The sequence below is a fragment of the Candidatus Tisiphia endosymbiont of Oplodontha viridula genome, from assembly GCF_964264865.1.
Lineage (GTDB): Bacteria > Pseudomonadota > Alphaproteobacteria > Rickettsiales > Rickettsiaceae > Tisiphia.
Genome location: NZ_OZ183486.1, coordinates 1,168,368 through 1,189,011 on the forward strand (window position 1 = coordinate 1,168,368; position 20,644 = coordinate 1,189,011).

Genomic DNA, 20,644 nt, shown 5'->3' on the forward strand with positions numbered 1-20,644 from the left:
ATATAATTGTATCATTACATTACCAAGTATACCAAAGTAAAAAATTGACAATTAACAATAAATATTTACTGGTAGTGATATTAATAGCGATGTATACTCGATGAAAATCAAGAATTGCGTCGTCATTATCCAAGATCTGCGGTGCTCACGTACTATATGTACGCTCCGCTCCTCGACTTGGTAATTCCTAGCATTTCATGATTTTGATCTTCGTCTATCAACTCTTCATTTACAAGCAGTATAGTGGTTCATTTGAGTATAATTTTGCTAAAGACAAATAATCTTGTGGTGATAAATTTTCAGATCGAGAAGAATTATCAATCTTTAATCGAGATAACAAATCTTCTATATACGGGGTTAGTTTCTTCAAAGATGATTTAATCATTTTACGACGTTCACTAAAGGCTAGTTTGGTAATTAGTTCAACTTTCCCAATTAGTTCAAGTGTTAATGGATTATCAAAAGGCACGAGTCTAACTATTGCAGAGTGGACTTTTGGTGCAGGGTAAAAAGCTTGCGGATTAACATCAAAACATTTTTCGACTGAACAAAGTAACTGACATATTATTGATAATCTGCCATAAGATTTTGTTCCAACTTTACCACATATTCGCTCTACAACCTCTCTTTGCAGCATTAAAGTCATACTACTTATTAAGTATGATTTTTTTAACCATTTTATAACTAACTCTGTACCTATTTGGTAAGGTAAATTTGAAATAATAGTTATTTTATCATGTGTTTTGTCATGACTTAAGGTTGATAGATCAAATTTAGAAGCATCTGAATGAATAATATGCAGATTAGGGTATAACTCTCTTATTTCCGTCAGTAACGGTATGCATCTAGCGTCAGTTTCAACCACAGTTAAAGATTTAGGGTTGTGGGAAAGGATAGCTCTAGTGAGTCCAGCTGTACCAGGGCCAACTTCTAATACAGAGTCATTTTCTCGGAGACCGCTTACGCGAACTATTTTATCACATAGACTACTATCAAAAATGAAATTCTGACCATATCTCTTAATAGGAACAATACCATGTTGGCTGGCATGCTTGGCGATTGAAGGTAGTGTACTCGGATCATTCGAGTATATCACAAAGGTAGCATTATTTTGATATATGCTTTCTTACGCATATCCTCAAAGTATTTTTGGGCTTTTTGTGACATTTTTTTATTAGTCAGAAGATTTATTACATAATCATTTTCATCTAGAGTAACATTAACTATCTTTTTATTACACATTAAGATTAACTTAAACCCATCTTGCATCTCGAAAACACTACTTTTCTCTCCTGTATTTAAATCCTTGAGAATTGTTTGTAACGTAGAATCTAGAGTGCTTAAATTTTGATTGACTATTTCTAACGTAGAAAAATCTTTATATAAAGATTCTTTGATATCGTGACAATTTGTAAGGCGTTTTTGTAACCCATACATCTTTTGCAAAGTTTTATCCTGTTTATCTTTTGAAGTAAAGATTTGGACCGATATTTCTGCATCTTTTGAATTAGTCGCTAATATTATAGCATCAACTTCTTTTGCACTAATAGCAACTGATCTAGAAATACTAGATAAAATATTCATTTTGATAATTTCAGCACCAATCTGAGATTTAAAACTATTAATATCTACAGATTTACTCTTCAAAAGTTGCATTAATTGTCCTTTTGCCATTTTATTACGTTGCTCAATAGTCTCTATAGACTCATTTAACTCACTATCAGAACTTTTTTTACCGTTTACAGACTGATAAAGCAATAAATCATCAATCACGCTGTTAATTGCCATCTTGTCAAGTTGCTTATCTGTTTGAGAATCAGGATTGTTAATATTGTTAAGTGCCATGATCATGTGTTTTCTGGCTAGAAATTCATGTAATGTAATTGGCTCATTATTAACTAATGCAACTATATTGGATAATTCTGCTTTCGCTATAGCTAGGTTAAAAACGATAGCAACTAAACAAAATAACTTCTTCATAATTTTAGACTCACATATTTAATATTTTTAAACCTATAGAAATAGTAGGTACAGCAGAATTCTTTTTTATTCCCCTACTACCATCTTCCATGTAATTGTCTGAAAGTTTTCCGGCTATTCTAACACAATCATTCAAGTATGTCACCTGGATACTCTTAGAAAGAACATTTAGTTTGCTTTTTGGCCAATCTACTCTCATATCATAGGCAACTGACCAATTTTCGGTTAATTGATAAGTGAAATTATAGTAAAATTGCCTTATTTTGTTATCAGTTAATTTATTTGTAAAATAATATTTCTGTAAATTTGAAATCTGAACCAATCCAGCAGTTAACTGAATTTTCTTAGAGTTAAGGCTTCCACCTAATTCATCTCTAATTGGATCAAAATTTTTACTTTTTCTAAATCTATAGAACAGCTCTATCTTATCAGCAAAACTACTAGCAATTCTACCAACATTTTCGATATTATTAATAGAGTTAGTATTAATAGTAGTGTTATAGGTTTGTCCTAGAAATAAACTTGTATAATTCTCCTCCGATAGTATAGAAGAATTAACCCCATAACTTAATCTATTGCCAAATTCATGATAATCTATACCACTATAACGATTCGAATTGAATATATTATTTTCTGATAGTTCATATTTTGATGGATCAATAAAGGAAAATTTCTTATTATAATTATGTCTACGTCCAATAGTCACGGATATAATTGGTTCTACAAACAAGCTAGTTTTATCAAAAATTGATCCAGATAATGGATAACGCCAAATATTTTGGATTTCAGGTATATTTCTAGTTAGAACATGATTAGTCCTAGAATCATTTAGATATAGGTGATTAATAAAATATACATCTGATCTATTCCGTAAGGTAACATTAAATAAATGACCTGCCTCAGTTAAAAAATTATTATCCACTGCTAGTTGCAATGCAACTCGACCTAGTTCTTTTCCACTTCTTTCCTTATAGATTAATGCATCATTCTCTACAACTAAATTACTAGTTTCTTCGTCATTTAGAGGTATAACATTCTTGGTTCTGACCTTGGGAAAAATTAATGGATTCGTACTACTAGAATCATTTGTTCCCAATCCCTCAAAATATATTCCTTCCGTTAATAAATAATTATAATTATTGACATGTTCTAAATATAACTTAGACATTAAATACGGAGTATAATTGTTATAGTAATTTTTTAAATAAGCCTTATCAGAAGTACGTTGTAACCTAAATCCGTATCTATAATCGTTTTTGGTAAAATTACCATTGCTTAATAGATAATATGAGTTCACCTTACGATTTTTTATCGTTACATCACCATCTTTTATAGAATATGGTACTTTACCATAATTAGCGTCTAAAGATATATAATCAGTTTTATTCGGTTTGTAACGAGCTTCTAGTTCAAAAATTTTATATATAATATTATGCTTTTGCCAAAAAATCCTAGGGGTTAGAGTAAAGTCTAGATTAGGTTTAGCTCTATAATATAGCGGTATTCCCAAAGCATTATCCCGCACTCCAGGTATCAATACTCCCGATTCTGCGGACGCCTTAGGTGTTGGATGAGAAAAATATGGTATATACAAGATTGGTACACCATATACCTCAAAAAATAGGTGATTATAAACCATTTTATTCTTATTAAGATCTATCTCAGTATTTTTTGCAGAAACTTGCCAAATAGGTTTTTGGTTACATAGTATTTTGCATGGAGTAAAGGTACTATTATGCAGACGAAAAATATCTTCATTTACTCTTTCTGCTAATTTTGATACTAATAGTGTATTATCACCAAAATATAAAATAAAATCTGAGATTATCCCTGCCTTTAGTTTGTCTTTTAATATAACAAGATCTCCTAGAATAACTCTATTGTGCTGATCTTTAATTCTAATATCACCTTCAGCCCAAAGTTTATCTTGCCCTATATCATAAATCAAAGAATTAGCTGTTAGGAAGTAATTATCCAATATAACTTGAACATCACCTTTAGCATAAATAAACTGTTCTTTTTGGTTATATTCAATATAATCCGCTGACATAAAGCTAAATTGTTTGCCTATCTTTTGTTTATCAGTCCCTTGCTTGTCAGCTATTGCAAAGCCAAAAACCGATAACAAAGTAATAATAATTAATATATTGCAGAAAATTCGCATTAAAGATAACTTTTGAAGTAAGATGATATATCATGTATACATCAAATTTGATATATTTATACGATAATCCGAGGTTAAAGTAATAGTAAATTTAGAATTAGGTTTTCTATAGCTAATTCGATTAGCTATAGGTAATCAAGTAAGGTTATCGAGGGCAATGTGCTACAAGGATATACTGCTCGTAAATGAAGAGTTGGTAGACGATAGTATAACTTCAAGAAGAGCTAGGCAGTAGCAAAGTCGAGCTGCTAGGCGTATATTAGTACGTGAGCAGCTTCGATCTTTAGACACGCCAATTCTTGAAGTTTACCGAGTATACAGCCTAGGTCTATTTATGCCATTCATTTAAGCTAAATCATCATCACCCAAATTACTAGAACCAGTTGTAGGTACTTGAAAAACATCTGCACCTTGCAAGTGGTGTTCTAGTGCCTTCGCCTCTTCTGTGAAACGGTCAATATTATGACTAGCTTGCAATAAAGCCACTTCTAATCCTAGCTCTTCTTCACTAGCAGCAATAGCAATTTTATCTTCTTCAGTAAGATTTGCAACGGCATCCTTACTTGCAATAATCCTTTCTCGAACCATCAAGGGTTCTTGGAGGGACGTATTATCTAATAATTGTTTTAAACCAACAAAAATATCCTGCATCGTCTCGTCGTTGATCATATTTTCAGGATCTAGCTTTTGCAACTTATTTAAGGAACTTGTTATAGGTGTTGTCCATATATTGAATGGTGTCTTTTGATCGCATTGTTGCAATTGTAAGATATTAGTTTTTAGTGTGTCAAAGACTGTTATGAACTTGCCTATATCAGGTTTAGTGTGTTCCTCTAGATAGATATACGCGTTGTGCTTTAGCCCCTCACTAGTAATGGAGGAATCAGAATAAGTTTGGTTGTATTCTTGATAGTATTTAATGAGCAGATGAACATCACAAAAATACTTAGCCAATTCCAATGTACTTAATTTTTTGATTTCCTCTACTGACTTTCCCTCAAGTTCTGTTCGGGACTTTTCTAAAGAATCTAAAAATTTTTTACGATTGTCTATTGTTTCTTCACTTGTAGAGGTGGCATTATCTTCTTGGTTCTTAGACATAATTACTCTCCATTTTAAAATTTATAATATTAACTCAATTTTAATAGTAGTAATAAATAAAGTTTAGTTAACAATTTTTTTGCTGTCAATGAGTTTTTTTATGATCAAATAATACTTGACTAAATTAGTAGGGTATTATATAGTAATGTTATTATAGTGGAGTTGTTTGTATGCAATTAACTACAAAGGGGCGATATGCTGTAATGGCTATCTTAGAAATCGCATCACAAATGTCGGATATACCTGTTACCTTGGCTGAGATTTCGGCAAAGCAAAATATACCGGTTAACTATTTGGAGCAAATTTTTGCAAAACTTAAGAAAGCTAATATAGTTAGATCAGCGAAAGGTCCAAAAGGTGGTTATATCATTAATGAAAAATTAAATAATATCAAGATTACTGATATTATTGATGCGGTAGATGAGAATATTGAAATGACAAGATGTTTAAGAAAATCTCAGAATAGTTGCGTACCTAATAAAGTAAAATGTAACGCTCATCATTTATGGTTAGGTTTAAGTAAGCATATAAGGAACTATTTTGACACCATCTCTGTAGCTGACATGCTAGCTGATACACTAGATTAGCTCTAAAAGTTTTTGAAAATTATTTTAACTTATGTATTAGTGGACGAATAAATTATGTTATATTTAGACCATAATTCCACTACTAACGTTCATCCTAAGGTTAAGGAACTTATGAAGAATTTGCTCGAAGAAGCATATAATCCGTCTTCTATTCATACCAAAGGGCGTTATGCTAGGAGTTTAGTAGAAACAGCTAGGGAGCAAGTCGCAAGATCTGTGGGCGTTGACATAAATTCTAGAGAATATCAGGTTATTTTTACTTCCTCTGGCACAGAAAGTAATAATTTGTTGATGAATAGTTATTATGACGGAGAAATTTTTGTTTCTAGCATAGAACATTTATCGATCTTTGATCATGCTAAATATAGAAATAATATTAAAATTATTAGGGTAGATAGCGATGGTGTTGTTGATGCTCAGCATTTAGGAGAACTATTATCGGTTAGTCATAGTAGTAAAAAGCTCGTGTCTGTAATGTTAGCTAATAATGAAAGTGGTGTTGTGCAAAATGTACAAGAGCTGGTTAAAATTGCCCAAGAATATGGGGCAGTATTTCATAGTGATTGTGTCCAAGCAGTTGGCAAAATATCGGTCAATATTAAAGAATTAGGAGTTGATTTTGCTACTATATCAAGTCATAAATTAGGAGGAGTACAGGGAAGTAGTGCGTTGATTGCTAAAGCAGAGCATACGCTTAAAGCAATGATGATTGGTGGAGGGCAAGAGAGAAACATCCGCTCAGGTACAGAAAATGTACTAGCGATTGCTTCGTTCGGGCTTGTGTCATCAATAGCGACTACAGAGATAGAAGATAGATACAAAAAAATGAAGAAATTACAGACATATTTGGAGCAAAATTTGTGCAACTATAAAAATGTTAAAATAGTGTCGAAAGATGTTGAAAGATTACCAAATACCACGTTGATAATCGTACCTAACACTGATGCACAAACCAAATTGATAGCTTTCGATTTACGGGGTATAGCAGTTAGTTCCGGTTCTGCTTGTTCATCAGGGAAAGTTGGTAAGTCACATGTTTTATCGAATATGGGGTTTAGTGAGGATGACACTAGGTCTTCGATTAGAGTCAGCTTTGATTATCAACAAACTACCCAAGATGTTGTGACGTTTATTAAAGCATTTGAAGAAGTATACGTTTCTAACTTAAACGTCATTGCGAGGGGTGCGTAAGCATAACTGTTGAAAGTTAGTAAATATAGCTTCCCTATACGTCATGAGCTACGGAGGCTGTAAGACCGACGAAGCAATCCAGTAACATCATTTATCTATAGATTGTTTCCTAGATTGCTTCGCTTACGCTTGCAATGACACTGTGGTATAGGTATTTGTAAACTTTCAACAGTTGTGACTAAAATAGATCCTCGCAATGACGGATAACCCTTCTAGGTACAGGGATGATCTTAAAAATCGCAGGAAAGCTAAAAGAGTAACTAGTATGGATGAATTAGAAAAATTAAGACAAAAAGTAAAATTAAGTGGTAAATCGCTGCCAATTTATATGGATTACCAGTCTACAACTCCTATAGATCCAAGGGTCTTGGAATGTATGCTGCCATATTTTACCACTAAATTTGGTAATCCGCATTCTAGGAGTCATGCCTTTGGTTGGGAAGCTGAAGAAGCTGTGGAGCTATCGAGAAAAAAAGTAGCTAGGCTTATTGGAGCAGATCCTAAAGAGATTATTTTTACTTCTGGTGCTACTGAATCTAATAATTTAGCTATTAAAGGAATTGCTAAATTCTATGGTAATAAAAAAAATCACATAGTAACTGTGGTAAGTGAACATAAATGCGTTTTAGATGCTTGTAGACATTTAGAAGATGAAGGATTTAAGGTAACATATTTGCCAATTCAGCTAAGTGGTTTGATTGATTTAGAAATATTGAAAAATGCCATAACAGATCAAACTATACTGGTATCGGTGATGGCTGTAAATAATGAGATTGGTGTTATCCAACCAATTAAAGAAATTGGCAAAATTTGTCGTGAACGAGGAGTATTCTTTCACTCAGATATTGCTCAAGGATACGGCAAAATTCCAATAGATGTTAATGATTGTAATATTGATCTTGCAAGTATTTCTGGGCATAAAATTTATGCTCCTAAAGGTATTGGTGCTTTATATGTAAGGAAAAAACCTAGGGTACGACTAGTGCCGATTTTAAATGGTGGAGGGCAGGAAAGAGGAATGCGTTCTGGAACTCTACCAACTCCTTTAATTGTTGGGCTTGGCAAGGCTGCTGAAATAGCTCTGCTTGAGATGCAAAAAGATGCTAAGCATGTAGAAGAGCTTTTTGATAGGTTTTATGATAATATTACTAAAGAAATTGCCGACGTTTATCTAAACGGTGCTAGGCATAATAGATATAAGGGCAATCTAAATCTAAGTTTTGCTTATGTGGAAGGTGAGTCTATGATACTGGCTATTAAAGACCTAGCCGTTTCATCCGGCTCTGCTTGTACATCATCTTCGCTTGAACCATCATATGTGCTAAAAGCTATGGGTGTTGATGAAGAAATGGCACATACCTCCATTAGGTTTGGTATTGGTAGATTTACTACTAGAGAAGAAATCGATTATGCTGCAGAGTTAATAGCGTCAAAAATTAATAAATTAAGAGAACTAAGCCCTCTTTGGGAGATGGTGCAAGAGGGAGTTGATTTAAAGCAGATCAAATGGGCAATGCATTGATACCCCAGCATCGGGATAAGAATTTGTCAATTCTGATCCTAAATTCGCTTAGGTTGCTTAGATGCTTATCACTTAATTATTATAATATAGATAGGAAATAAAATGGCATATAGTCTAAAAGTGCTGGATCACTATGAAAATCCTCGTAATGTAGGGTCATTAGATAAAAATGATGCATATGTTGGAACAGGTCTTGTCGGAGCTCCTGCATGCGGTGATGTAATGAAGCTACAAATTAAAGTTAGTGAGGATGGAATTATTACAGATGCCAAATTTAAAACCTTTGGTTGTGGTTCTGCTATTGCTTCAAGTTCTTTAGTAACAGAATGGGTTAAGGGTAAATCTATTGATGAGGCTGGTAGTATAAAAAATACTGAAATAGCCAAAGAACTATCTTTACCACCAGTAAAACTCCATTGCTCTTTATTAGCAGAAGATGCAATAAAAGCTGCAATAGCTGATTATAAAACTAAAAAATTGCAGTAAATTTATGAAAAATATTATGTCATTGACTGATGCAGCAGCTAGGCAAATAAAGCTATTGATAGACAAACGTAATAAACCATCTTTTGGTATTAGGGTTGGGGTAAAATCTGGTGGCTGTTTTGGTCTATCTTATTACGTAGAATATGCGGATAACAAGAATAATTTTGATGAGGTGATAGAAGATAAAGGTGTACGAATATTAATCGACCCAAAAGCTCTGATGTATATCCTAGCAAGTGAAATGGATTATGTAGAAGACAAGTTTAAATCCGGGTTTACTTTTAATAATCCAAACGAAAAAGGTAGTTGTGGGTGTGGAAAATCGTTTAATATATAAAAAAATATTTCTGTTTTTATAAAAAATGCCGTAAAACCCATATGTCTTTAGCGTGTAGAATGTAAGACGTTACTCACCTTGAGTTTCAATATATCCCAAATTTGCGTAATTTAATTCTAAGTGGCAGCAAAACAGCTCATTCTTAACACTGGTTCTTATATGAAACATAAACACTCTACAAAAGCGTCTACAAGTGTTAGCTTATTAGCTAGTAGTTCAGTACATGACTCTAGTATTAAACAACAACAATTTGATGATAAATTGCAAACAATTTTAAATAGCCCTTTAGGTGATAGTAAAATAGGAAATTTTATAGTCAATCGTATTTTATGTTCCCTTGATGCAACTAATATAACTAATGAAGAAAAAATAAAATATATAAAGATTATAGAGCGATTTTTGTCAAAGTTTGTTCAAGAAATGGATAAGGATGCAATAGAAAAATTAAAATTTTGGATACAATTATATAATCTTGTATTAATTCGTGAGCATTTAAAGAAAGGTGAGGAAAGTGTTATCAAATATTTATTGAATAGTAAAGTTTTTGATGAGAATTTATTTAATCCTAATAGATTAAATGATGATAATAACTTAACATTATTAGATTTGCTCGAATCTTTAAACGATGTATTAATAGATAGATCAGAAATCAAGAAAAACCGCGAATTAATTCAATGGTTAAAAGAGAAAAAAGGAGCTAAGAAATCTTCAGAAATACTACAAGGCAAATTTAATCAAGAGGATTACGATAAAAATATAGAAAAATTCAAGGAAGAGTTAAAAAAATGTTCAACACAGGAGAAATCTGTGGGAGAGTTCAAAGTGGTAACTAAATTCGAGAACAATAGGTCAAAAGAGTTTTTGGAATGTCTTGATGTTATCTTAAATAACAAAAGAGGTGAGATTTCTCAACGTATAAAATTACTTCTTGACAAACAAAATACAGATCATTATGAGGATTATGTGTCTGTGTTGGATACGCTTCTATCTGAATATTATAAATATATAGATCATAATGAATATATAAAAATAATACACTCTATTGTAGCAAAGATACAATCCGATTCATTAAGGATGATTCACTATGAAGAGTTAATAGGACTATATTTTGATAAAATAAAGCTAAAGTCATTCTTAACAAAGGAAGAGGAAGGGTTATTAGATGAGTATACTAATCAACTGGTTACATTAATAAGCATTAATAATAATGCAGATAACAGTGCAAAACATTATGCTTATAAGCAGCGCTTTAATTACTATAAGTATAAAGAAAGTAAAGAAAAAACAATTTTGCAAGAAACAATTGAAGTATCACTAGAATTAATAAAATATGCTGATAGTACTCAAATACAGGAAGATTTATATCGTTTATTAATAGCTTTGTATAATATAAAAAATAGTCCATTTAAAACGTTAACCCTTGATAAATTAGTTATTGATTATTTTAATTTATCTGGTGAAGTTAAAGAGAAATTTATAAAATTATTTTCATATCATGTTTTTAATACAGCATTTGTTAAAAAAATAGGGGAAGATATAGAAAAAATTAAACAAGCTCTTTCAGCAAACAATCAGGAAATCCGCACAACTATTATAAAATTTTTACAGGCATTTCTCATGCAAACAGGGGAGTGTAGTATTAATACTATAAAGGAGGTAATTGATGATCTTGATTTTGGTGATTCTGAGTGTATCTTGAGGATTTTAGCTTGTTTGCAATGTTGGTCTAAAAATGATATAGAAAAAGTAAATTATCAAAAAGTTTTAGACGCCCTAAAAGGTGATTCTATAAAGAGAGATCCTATAATTAACATAAAAATGGCGGAATTTTATTTAGCCATAGAAGAGTTAAGTGAAGCTAAATGTTGTTTAGATATAGCAGAAAAGCTGTTAAAAACTCATAAATCCTTTCAATATGAAATAGACCCTAAAATAAACCTTAACGCAGCTAAATTAAACTTAATGTTTAATGCATTTGCAGATAAGAATACAGAATTTCTAAACAAAAATTGGAATTATATTAAACAAATATACGACATGTGTAATGCCAAAAGGAAAGAGTTTTCAGAGGAGTTTCACAGTATAATTGATATATGTCAATATCATATATTGACCAAAGATCCTAATCGTAACACAAGTCCAAACTCACAAGATGCAATTAAAAACATTGTTAATAAAATCACGGAAGATGATGAAGTTACTTTTTCTTTAGGAATTATAGACAAAACTATTAGTGAAAAAACACATCATGAGATTCCCGCAGGTAGTCATGTTGGTGCATCTAGTTGTGGCACAGAAGAATATAGCTCTGAAGAAAGATCCAATACTGAGGTAAGTGATATTGCTACTCAAGAAGACTCCTTAGCCAAAGAAAGTTTTGTGGAAAAATGTTTAAACCACTGGAAAATTATACATCAATATTATCAAAATATTAAAAAAATTGCTTGCTTTTCTCATGATAAAAATTCTGACCATCCTCAAGAAAATCATCAAATTTGGCACATTTCTGACGAAGTATCATATACAACAAAGAATAAAGATGTTGTAGTACGTCTTAGTAAGAAACATAATAATTATGCTAGCATTGACCCTGAACTGTTAGGATCATTAGAGATATCCGAGCAGCAACAATTTACCACTGCTTTAAAGAAAGATATAGTAAAAAATCCTAACCTTAACGGGGTTAAAATATTAGGATCATGTTTTCTAGAACTTAAAATAAATGCAGATGCTCGGTTATACGCAAGCAAAATTTATGAAAATGATAATGGTGCTGTTTTAGTGATTTTTGATAAAAAAACTGATCATGATGGCATAAAAAGGGCATTGCGTGCTGAGAATATTGAGTGTATAAAAGTTTTTGGGGGTGTAGATCATAGTACACAGATAGAAGATTATCCTTTAAAGTGTGATGTTTTTCCGGAAGATTATTCCATGTATGATGTAAGCTGCATGGGAGATATTTAAATGCCTTACTAATTAAATCGATTTGTTGTATGAATTATTTACTAAATTAAATTCGGGAATTGGTATTACATACTATTGAGCTTAAATTGCTTTCCATAATACTTATAAAATGTTATTAAATCATGAACAAAAAAAACAAAAATGTTTATTAAAAGGGAGAACATTTGAAAAGCAAGTGCAATATCTATGATATTTGTGATTAGCTTTGTTGTATTAACAAATATATTGGTACGTCGTTGTATCAATCATGAATATCATCAGCAAAACCTAATAAAATTAGAAGAATATCATAATATAATTAGATCGCTTTTAGTTGATAAATTTAATATTAATTATATATTAAGTAGTAATGATATATCTGATCAAATCTCTATTTTAAAAGAACATATTAGGAATCATGTTTTCATTTCGAAGTATCATATACCAAATAGCGTGTATGGCAAAAACGATCTACCTTATATCACTCTACAAGAACTACTAGATATACTATCAAACCAAGTATTTAAATACAATATTACTATTAATAATCATTCAATTATATCTAATGGTGTGGTAGAATTTCAGGAGAGTTTGAACAAGCAGTATCACATTAATAAAGACCTCACTTATAATATCTCAATACAAATTTCTCCTAATTCTTATTATACACAACAAGCTATCTCTAGGGTTAAGCAGCAAATTTTATTATTAAATATAGGTTCTATATTTACAATTTTAGTACTATTTACAATAATATTGTATCTATCTTATAGAGATAAAAAAATTAAAATTAAACTTAACAAGTTAGAGGCAGATTTAACTAACAGTGTGAAACATAGTAAAAATATTCTATTGTTTCACAAAATAAACGAAGAATTTACTCTAAAATGTTATCACTATTCTAAAAGTAGTAATAATAAAAAATCATTTAATATCTCTAATACTGTTAATATAGAAGAAGAACTAGGATATAATAGTGAATATTTTCCATTACCAATAACAACATTAGAGTCCCACAATGAAATTAATTACCATACAATAAAACTAACTCCGATAATTTTATATCTACAAAGTTATTATACAGGATACACAGCTTGCTATAATTCTAATATTAAACTAGATATAGTCAGTAATATAGAGACACTTGAAGTGCCTTTTGAATCGGAAATATTTAACCAAATTATGGTTAGTGTATTATCTAATATCTTGTACTTTAATAAAAATACAGAAAGATCGAGATGTGTAAAGTTAATATTTCAAAACAACTTGATTACCTTTATCGGTGAAGGGTTTAGTTTAGACCAAAATTTAGCAGTAAGATATTCTGAAAAAATATTTAATGATACAGCTAATTTATACATATTAAATTTGGGACAAATATTTATTTTGTTAAAAAGTTTTAAAATAAATTGTCAAGTAACTAAAAATAAGTACTCTACAACAATAGAAATAAAATTAGATAATGTACCAACAGAGTTAAATACCGACACTACCCAAAAGGCACAGATAATTAAAATGAATAAGTATAGAAAACTTAACGACTTAAAATGAGAAATTTTATACTATTACTATTTATAGTAGTAATTTCTACTTGTGAAGCATATGCAGTACTTCTTTTTAATAAAGAAGAGCCAGTATACTATTTCGTTAATCATGAGGAACAAATTAACAACATAAGGAAGTTATTAATAAGAGACAGAATAGTAGGTATTACAGGTATCAGTGGTATAGGAAAAAGTGAAATAGCTAGAAAATATGCACAAAAATATCAACAAGATTACGATATTATTGCGTTTTTAGATGCAAGTATAGATTTAATCCCACAATTTGTTTTATTGGCCAAAGAAATAAATCAAAAAATATGTTCAAAAACGGGGTGTTTCATTTCAGAAAGTACCGGAAGCGTTAAACAAAACCTTATGACATATCTTAAACCTTAGGGGAGGTGGTTATTAATATTCGATAATTTACATATTAATGAAAATAACAAAATTAAGGATATTATTGATTGGCATCATAATGGACATATTATAATTTGTTCGCAAGATAGTCAATATTTGCTACCAAGAATCTCAGTTCCTTATTTACAAGAAAAAGACATTTTTATGGCAATTAATAAGCTTATAGACGAGCGATCAGAGGAATTTAAAAAAGATTTGGCATGTAATTTAAAAGGTTATCCCACTAATATAATTGGACATAGTGCTATTTTTTTACAAAGCAACAACCACATGACAATCAAAGAGTATATAAATTATATACGAAAACATGATAACAAATTAAATGCACATTTATCAATAGTATTAAATGAAATTACATCAGAAGCCAAAACACTATTATACTATATGGCGTTATTAAATAATCAAAAAATAGGTAATAATTTACTAGAACATCTAGTAGATGATAAGGAGAAATTATCCGATTTAATTGATGAGATAGTAAGATTTGGTTTAATTGAACAAATTAGTAACAATAGAAATAAAAAAGTATTTCGAATGCATAATGCAGTAAAATATGAGATATTAAATATATACGATTTAGCTACTAATAAGAAAACTATTGATAAACTACTTATTAAAATACAACATTTAATGTCAGGGGAGATGGTAAATCAATTTTATTTAATTATGCAGGATAATACCTTTGAAAGTAATGTAGAAGTACTGCTAGCTAATGCGGATAAGTATAATAGTAATATTTATGCAAGCATGGTCTTGCATAATAGCCTACTTGGCTACTACTTACGTTCTAGAGAACCATATAATGCCAAAAAAATGGTAAGTTGGTTTAAAGAACACGAACATAAGTTGATTTGGCAAAATATGACAGAATTAGAGCAAGTAGCGTATAGTAGGTATTTAGGACGTATAGGACGATATGAATACTTTGTTGTTAATCACCATTCAGATATAGCCATGCAATATTTAGTGAAGGCTAAAAACGCCATAAATAGTTTACCAAACAATGAGGTAGCAAAATCATCAATTTATTATGAAATGTTTCAAGTTCAGGTATTCACAGGGCAAATAAAAGAGGCAGAAGATAACTTACATATTATACAAAATATAATGCTTAATAATAAAAACTTTATACATAAAGCAAGCATGATAGATTATGGTATGGCTAGAATATTATTAACTCAAGGAAAGTATCAGCAGGCTTTATTAGCAATTATAGATACGATAAGTAAAGAAAAAACTCAGCTAAATAAATCTAGGACATTGGCACAAATAGGTGATGTAGAATTAAGACAAGAAAATGTATGGCTTGCACCCATTTATATTTTGCAAGCAGAAATACTAAATAATATGCAAAAATTTGAAGAGGCTTACGCTATAACTAACGATGTATATACTAAGATAATGAGTAGTGATCTAAATGAAATTAAAGATATCACATCTACAACAATAGCATATTGTTTAACAGAGTTGTCAAAATCTGAATTAGGGCTAAAGAGGCAGAATGATGCTTGGAAACATATAGTAAAAGTAGTTGATATACTGATACAAGACCAAGATAGAAGCAATAGGGAAAATGAGTTAGAGAATTCCATAGATATATTTTTAGCTAATGCTTTAGTAGTAAAAGCAAATATATTAAGTACTTTAGGGAAAGCAGAAGAGGCTATGATTAATTATAGATTAGCTAAAAATATTTATTGGAACATATACAATATCAAAAACATTGGCAATATGGATAATGTAAGTTATGCCTTCTTTCAGGCAGCAAAAACTGCTACGAAATTAGCTAATAAAAGTGATAGACATATACAATGCACTTATTTTTACTCACTTCTTTTGACATATTTTGGTTCTGATCATCCTAGGAGTAAAGAATTATATGGAGTATGCCCATAAAAGCATATTGTCTGAAGTGAATAATGCTCTAGAACCTAGTGTTAATCTAAATATTAGAGTTATTTTTTATAATGTTTTTGAATAAGCCATTTAGTAAAATTTTCATCAGCTTTATCTAAACTCAACTGTGAAGAGTATTCGTATACTTCTTTAATAAGAGCAAATACGTTACTATACCTTACAGCAATAGGATAGTGAATTAGCTCAAGTTCATTAATGATTTTATCACAAGTATCACGAAGCAAAGAAATATTAAGTATAGAATCTTGGTTATCGTGATCTAATAATAATTCTTGAATTTCAATATTAAAAGCACCTGCTATAGATTGCAATACTTCTATAGTAGGATTTTTGGAAGTACCTCTGAATATATTTGTAACGCTTCTACCTTGTCCAATCTTATTTTCAAAATCAACAACACGCCAATTTTTTTCTTTTAATAGCCTTTCAATATTTTTCTTAATAATTAAGTGTGACATTTTTATAAATAAATGAATTTAGTTAGACATTTTAGTTGACAATATTATGTATTTATATACACTAAAAATAAATGTATATTATTATGCATAATATTATAAGTATTAACTGTATTGATATACTAAAATTTGTACAAGGTAAAGTAGTTTATCAAAGTATTTATTTAAATAAGAATGATTAATATTCATGTAAATGGATTTAAGGATGCATTTTTCCTTATATTAAAGCCAATTCGTGATAAGAATTAACTAATTCTTATTACGAATGGGGGTAGTATGTATGGAACAGCAAGATACAACTCAAGATTAATTCACAAAAAACATGTTGAAGTAGCATTGATATCATAACAAAACAATAAGAAGTTAGAATGTGGCAGCAATACTTAGCAATAATATTAATTATTATTGAAGGTTTATTAATCTTAATATCTTTGAAATATTTGCATCAGATAAATATAACTAGTAAAGATTTCTCCAATATATTTGGCAAAGCTAAGACAGATACATCTCGTTTATTTAAAGAACTACAACAGTTAAGTGCTGTAACCAGTAAAAGAGATGATAACATTTTAAGCGTAGTGTATCACTTAGAGGATATCGAACTGTATATCAAAAGTATTTTGAGCATACTTGAACAACAAGAAAAGTGTAAGACAACTGAAGAGTCAACAAATAAATCCAAAATAAGTAATAGTAAAACCAAAATAAAATTATAGCATAGAAGACAGAATGTGTAGTTGTGATAAGGCAAGCAACTATCGCTGTTATACTCAAATGATTTGAAGAATTGGATTTGAAAATGAATGGTGAGCATGCGAATCCATGATATTTTCAAAAAACAATTCGTAGGAGCAGAAGAGTATACTAATCATGTCAACAATACAAGGTCAATAATAATGATTAGAAACTGTATTATTATAAATAATACGGGCTATCTTTTATTTATAGCATTATCTATTTAATTACGAATTGCTATTGACTAAAATAGTTGCTGGTAATATAATGCCGATTTAATTTGTTTAAATTTTAGTTAGGATATTTTTCATGTTCGCAATCGTCAAATCAGGCGGGAAACAGTATAAAGTCGGCAAAAACAGTGTCATCAAAGTAGAAAAAATTGACGGTGAAAGAGGTGCAAAAATCCAATTTGACCAAATATTGATGATTGGTGAAGATTCAAAGCCATCTTTTATAGGTACGCCAATGGTTAAAGGAGCTCTTGTTACTGCTGAAATTACTAACCAGTTTAAAGATAATAAGGTTATTGTCTTTAAGAAAAAACGTCGTCAGAATTATCGTCGCAAGACTGGTCATAGGCAGGAATTGACCGAATTGAAAATATTAGACATTACTAAACTATAATAGGATTTATTTAAGGATATATAAATGGCAACTAAAAAAGCTGGTGGTAGTTCTAGAAACGGCAGAGATTCGGTCGGTCGTAGGTTGGGTGTTAAAAAATATGATGGACAATATGTGATACCAGGTAACATTATTGTTAGACAACGTGGTACTAAATTTCACCCAGGTAAAAATGTTGGACTTGGTAGAGATCATACGTTATTTGCATTGATTGCAGGCAAAGTAGAATTTTCTAGTAAGAGAGACTATAAAATAGTCAATATTGTGCAGTGATGATGCTATTTCTGCCTGCAGATGTCATCCCTATTAACCACACAATGTTACCCCTGCGTAGACAGGAGTCTAAAAAAGTCTAACAAACCCTCTTGGTCTATTTTTTTAGATTCTGCTACCTACGTAGGAATGACATCGAAAATTACGCTTGCAGATTTATGTCAGTAATAGTTCAAAAATTTGGTGGAACTTCCGTTGCTAACATTGCAAGAATAAAAGAAATTATTCCAATAATTAAGCTTGAAAAGCAGCATGGCAATCAAGTAATAATTGTCGTTTCAGCTATGGCCGGGGTTACCAACCAACTAGTTACTCTATGTAATGAAGTTTCTAGTCTTAAGACCAATTCAGAACTCGCAGAATATGATGCCGCTCTTTGTAGCGGGGAGATGGTAACAGCATCTTTACTAGCCCTTAAACTACAAGAACAAGGCATGAGTGCAAGATCTGTGCTGGCATGGCAATTACCGATCTTAACCAATGATAATTATAGCAAAGCTTTGGTTGAACAACTCTCTACTAGTTTGTTAATAGAATGTATTAAGCAAAACATCATTCCAATAGTTGCTGGATTCCAAGGTGTTACCAATAATAATAGGTTGACAACGCTTGGTCGAGGAGGATCAGATACTACCGCCTCTTTAATTGCAGCTGCTATGAAAGCTGATAGATGTGATATATACACTGATGTGGAAGGAGTGTTTACTGCCGATCCTCGCATTGTCCCGGGAGCAACAAAATTATCACAGATTAGTTTTGAAGAAATGCTGGAATTTACATCTTGTGGAGCTAAAGTGCTGCATCCACGTTCCTTAGAGGTTGCTATTAGATATAATGTACCCATACGCGTTTTATCGTCGTTTTTACTCCCATTATACCACGAAAAAAATGGTACACTAATAACATCTAGAGATAAAATTATGGAAAATAGGCAAATTACTGGTATTACTTCCAACAAGAATTTATTACAATTAGTGGTATCCTCCCAATTGAGTTTTTCTAAGATATGCAAACTCATCGCTGACCATAATATTCACCTAGAATTAATGGAAAATATTAAGACAAATATACAATATAGTTTCATTATCCAACTATCCGATAAAAATAAATTACAACATTTACTAGATGATCTAAAAAATACTAATCAAATAAATAATTTTATCATTGACAGTCAAATTTCTATAGTATCAATTATTGGTTATGGTATTAAAAATGATCAAACCCTACTTGGTACGGTATTAAATGAACTAGAAAAAGAAAATATACCAGTGAAAAAGATACAAATCTCAGAAATTAAAATTTCTATCCTAATAAAAGACCTAGATACTGAAAAAACAATACGTTGCTTGCATCAATTATTTGAATTATCAGAAAATTAAGCAGAATTATGTCTAAAAGAAAAAAATTTGTAGAACTTTTTGTAACTTTTTTCTATATAGGTAGAATAAAATATTGTCCTGGTACATTTGGGTCTTTAGCTGCTTTCCCTTTGTGCTACTTGATCGTATATCTTTCTCTAACTAATCAACTAATTTTTTCATTTACTAATTTCACAACTTTACAAGCACAACTTATTACTCTCTTTATTATTACTCTTTTGATTTGCCTATTGTTATTTATGTTAGGCACATACTTCTCTTCAATATACATACAATATGCTACACAGGACGATCCAAAAGAAGTGGTGATTGATGAGGTAGTTGGTCAAATGCTAACAATAATACTAAGTTGTTTTTCTGTGGTTTTCGTAAACTACTCAGGACTTACAAAATATTTAAGTTCACAACTAATAAATTTTATCTTTTTATTTGCTTTGCCCTTAGTGTTGTTTAGATTTTTTGATATAATAAAACCATGGCCAATAAATTGGCTCGATGCTAATATCAAAGGGGGTGTTGGTATTATGGTAGATGACATTGCAGCAGCAATCTTTGCTTCAGTCATGCATTATGCTATCACTTTTACTTTAATAAATTGGTTTGGCTAAATAATATTTTAATTAGGCTGTTCTAGGTTCAGGGCAGTTTAAAAATCCTAACTTTAAGTTGAGAATAATTTAAATAACCAACCTATGTCTATAATTGTTAAAATTTTCTCTAGTTTCAGTAATTTTGTTTGAAAATAGAGCTATTATCCCCAATAATGACATTATTAACGGATTTTCTCCAGTACTAATAGTTGACTTATCTTCTTCAAAAACCTTATCTTTTATCCAGTTTAAATTATTTTCGCATGACCAATGACTTCTGTTAAATTTTAATAATTCTTTTGGGCTTTGTTGCATAAATAGGATTTGAGATAAATTACCCCTAACCCCAAAATAGAGGGTTAGCAAACGGCAACAGAAATTGGTTTGCCAATC

At 30.7% G+C, this 20,644-nt stretch carries 20 protein-coding genes; 14 read left to right on the forward strand and 6 right to left on the reverse strand.

What is annotated here, in order from left to right; genetic code table 11:
* Window positions 1-229: 229 nt before the first annotated feature.
* The 4 genes from rsmA to ACFEL1_RS05660 all read right to left on the reverse strand — a co-directional run bounded on the left by rsmA (window position 230) and on the right by ACFEL1_RS05660 (window position 5,245).
* Window positions 230-1,093: a 16S rRNA (adenine(1518)-N(6)/adenine(1519)-N(6))-dimethyltransferase RsmA gene (gene rsmA, locus ACFEL1_RS05645; protein WP_342279161.1), complete on the reverse strand. Its 864-nt coding sequence runs from the start codon at window positions 1,091-1,093 to the stop codon at window positions 230-232.
* Window positions 1,093-1,980 (reverse strand): SurA N-terminal domain-containing protein, encoded by an 888-nt coding sequence (locus ACFEL1_RS05650; RefSeq protein ID WP_375330775.1) that lies wholly within the window; start codon window positions 1,978-1,980, stop codon window positions 1,093-1,095. The genes rsmA and ACFEL1_RS05650 overlap by 1 nt, the downstream gene beginning before the upstream one ends.
* A 10-nt stretch (window positions 1,981-1,990) precedes the next feature.
* Complete coding sequence (locus ACFEL1_RS05655) at window positions 1,991-4,144, reverse strand: LPS-assembly protein LptD (protein ID WP_375330776.1); 2,154 nt, start codon at window positions 4,142-4,144, stop codon at window positions 1,991-1,993.
* 345 nt (window positions 4,145-4,489) lie between these two features.
* On the reverse strand, window positions 4,490-5,245 hold the full coding sequence (locus ACFEL1_RS05660; protein WP_375330777.1) for a hypothetical protein: 756 nt from the start codon (window positions 5,243-5,245) through the stop codon (window positions 4,490-4,492).
* Window positions 5,246-5,415: 170 nt separating this feature from the next.
* On the opposite strand from ACFEL1_RS05660, the gene ACFEL1_RS05665 reads away from it, so the two are divergent.
* The 9 genes from ACFEL1_RS05665 (at window position 5,416) to ACFEL1_RS05705 (ending at window position 16,171) form a co-directional block, all read left to right on the forward strand.
* Entirely contained in the window at window positions 5,416-5,832 is a 417-nt protein-coding gene (locus ACFEL1_RS05665) for an Rrf2 family transcriptional regulator (protein ID WP_375330778.1), read from the forward strand.
* Window positions 5,833-5,886: 54 nt separating this feature from the next.
* Complete coding sequence (locus ACFEL1_RS05670; RefSeq protein ID WP_375330779.1) at window positions 5,887-7,023, forward strand: cysteine desulfurase family protein; 1,137 nt, start codon at window positions 5,887-5,889, stop codon at window positions 7,021-7,023.
* A 265-nt stretch (window positions 7,024-7,288) separates the two neighbouring features.
* Window positions 7,289-8,545, forward strand: a complete 1,257-nt coding sequence (locus tag ACFEL1_RS05675; protein ID WP_375331560.1) for an IscS subfamily cysteine desulfurase — start codon at window positions 7,289-7,291, stop codon at window positions 8,543-8,545.
* A 102-nt stretch (window positions 8,546-8,647) separates the two neighbouring features.
* The gene (gene iscU, locus ACFEL1_RS05680) at window positions 8,648-9,031 is read left to right on the forward strand and encodes a Fe-S cluster assembly scaffold IscU (RefSeq protein ID WP_341753738.1); all 384 of its coding nucleotides are present in this window, start codon (window positions 8,648-8,650) and stop codon (window positions 9,029-9,031) included.
* A gap of 4 nt (window positions 9,032-9,035) precedes the next feature.
* Window positions 9,036-9,368 carry a HesB/IscA family protein gene (locus ACFEL1_RS05685; RefSeq protein ID WP_375330780.1) on the forward strand — a complete coding sequence of 111 codons (333 nt, stop codon included), beginning with the start codon at window positions 9,036-9,038 and terminating at the stop codon, window positions 9,366-9,368.
* A 159-nt stretch (window positions 9,369-9,527) separates the two neighbouring features.
* Window positions 9,528-12,335: a hypothetical protein gene (locus ACFEL1_RS05690; RefSeq protein ID WP_375330781.1), complete on the forward strand. Its 2,808-nt coding sequence runs from the start codon at window positions 9,528-9,530 to the stop codon at window positions 12,333-12,335.
* A 186-nt stretch (window positions 12,336-12,521) separates the two neighbouring features.
* Window positions 12,522-13,865, forward strand: coding sequence for a hypothetical protein (locus tag ACFEL1_RS05695; protein WP_375330782.1), 1,344 nt, complete (start codon window positions 12,522-12,524; stop codon window positions 13,863-13,865).
* Complete coding sequence (locus ACFEL1_RS05700; protein ID WP_375330783.1) at window positions 13,862-14,254, forward strand: hypothetical protein; 393 nt, start codon at window positions 13,862-13,864, stop codon at window positions 14,252-14,254. Before ACFEL1_RS05695 ends, ACFEL1_RS05700 begins: the two co-directional genes overlap by 4 nt.
* Before the next feature lie 165 nt (window positions 14,255-14,419).
* Entirely contained in the window at window positions 14,420-16,171 is a 1,752-nt protein-coding gene (locus ACFEL1_RS05705; protein WP_375330784.1) for a hypothetical protein, read from the forward strand.
* Window positions 16,172-16,230: 59 nt separating this feature from the next.
* On the opposite strand, the gene ACFEL1_RS05710 is transcribed toward ACFEL1_RS05705, so the two are convergent.
* On the reverse strand, window positions 16,231-16,650 hold the full coding sequence (locus ACFEL1_RS05710; protein ID WP_375330785.1) for a helix-turn-helix domain-containing protein: 420 nt from the start codon (window positions 16,648-16,650) through the stop codon (window positions 16,231-16,233).
* A 365-nt stretch (window positions 16,651-17,015) separates the two neighbouring features.
* Here ACFEL1_RS05710 and ACFEL1_RS05715 point away from each other — a divergent pair, with 365 nt between their 5' ends.
* The 5 genes from ACFEL1_RS05715 to ACFEL1_RS05735 all read left to right on the forward strand — a co-directional run bounded on the left by ACFEL1_RS05715 (window position 17,016) and on the right by ACFEL1_RS05735 (window position 20,269).
* The gene (locus tag ACFEL1_RS05715) at window positions 17,016-17,363 is read left to right on the forward strand and encodes a hypothetical protein (protein WP_341762890.1); all 348 of its coding nucleotides are present in this window, start codon (window positions 17,016-17,018) and stop codon (window positions 17,361-17,363) included.
* Window positions 17,364-17,691: 328 nt separating this feature from the next.
* Window positions 17,692-18,009 (forward strand): 50S ribosomal protein L21, encoded by a 318-nt coding sequence (gene rplU, locus ACFEL1_RS05720; RefSeq protein WP_341748347.1) that lies wholly within the window; start codon window positions 17,692-17,694, stop codon window positions 18,007-18,009.
* Window positions 18,010-18,033: 24 nt separating this feature from the next.
* Window positions 18,034-18,282 carry a 50S ribosomal protein L27 gene (rpmA, locus tag ACFEL1_RS05725; protein WP_341761761.1) on the forward strand — a complete coding sequence of 83 codons (249 nt, stop codon included), beginning with the start codon at window positions 18,034-18,036 and terminating at the stop codon, window positions 18,280-18,282.
* A 158-nt stretch (window positions 18,283-18,440) separates the two neighbouring features.
* Window positions 18,441-19,661 carry an aspartate kinase gene (locus tag ACFEL1_RS05730; RefSeq protein WP_341761760.1) on the forward strand — a complete coding sequence of 407 codons (1,221 nt, stop codon included), beginning with the start codon at window positions 18,441-18,443 and terminating at the stop codon, window positions 19,659-19,661.
* Between the two features lie 8 nt (window positions 19,662-19,669).
* Window positions 19,670-20,269, forward strand: coding sequence for a phosphatidylglycerophosphatase A (locus tag ACFEL1_RS05735; protein WP_341761759.1), 600 nt, complete (start codon window positions 19,670-19,672; stop codon window positions 20,267-20,269).
* A 69-nt stretch (window positions 20,270-20,338) separates the two neighbouring features.
* Here ACFEL1_RS05735 and ACFEL1_RS05740 read toward each other — a convergent pair whose 3' ends face one another.
* A complete protein-coding gene (locus ACFEL1_RS05740) occupies window positions 20,339-20,566 on the reverse strand; it encodes a hypothetical protein (RefSeq protein WP_342279013.1) in 228 nt (75 codons plus the stop codon).
* Window positions 20,567-20,644: the final 78 nt, after the last annotated feature.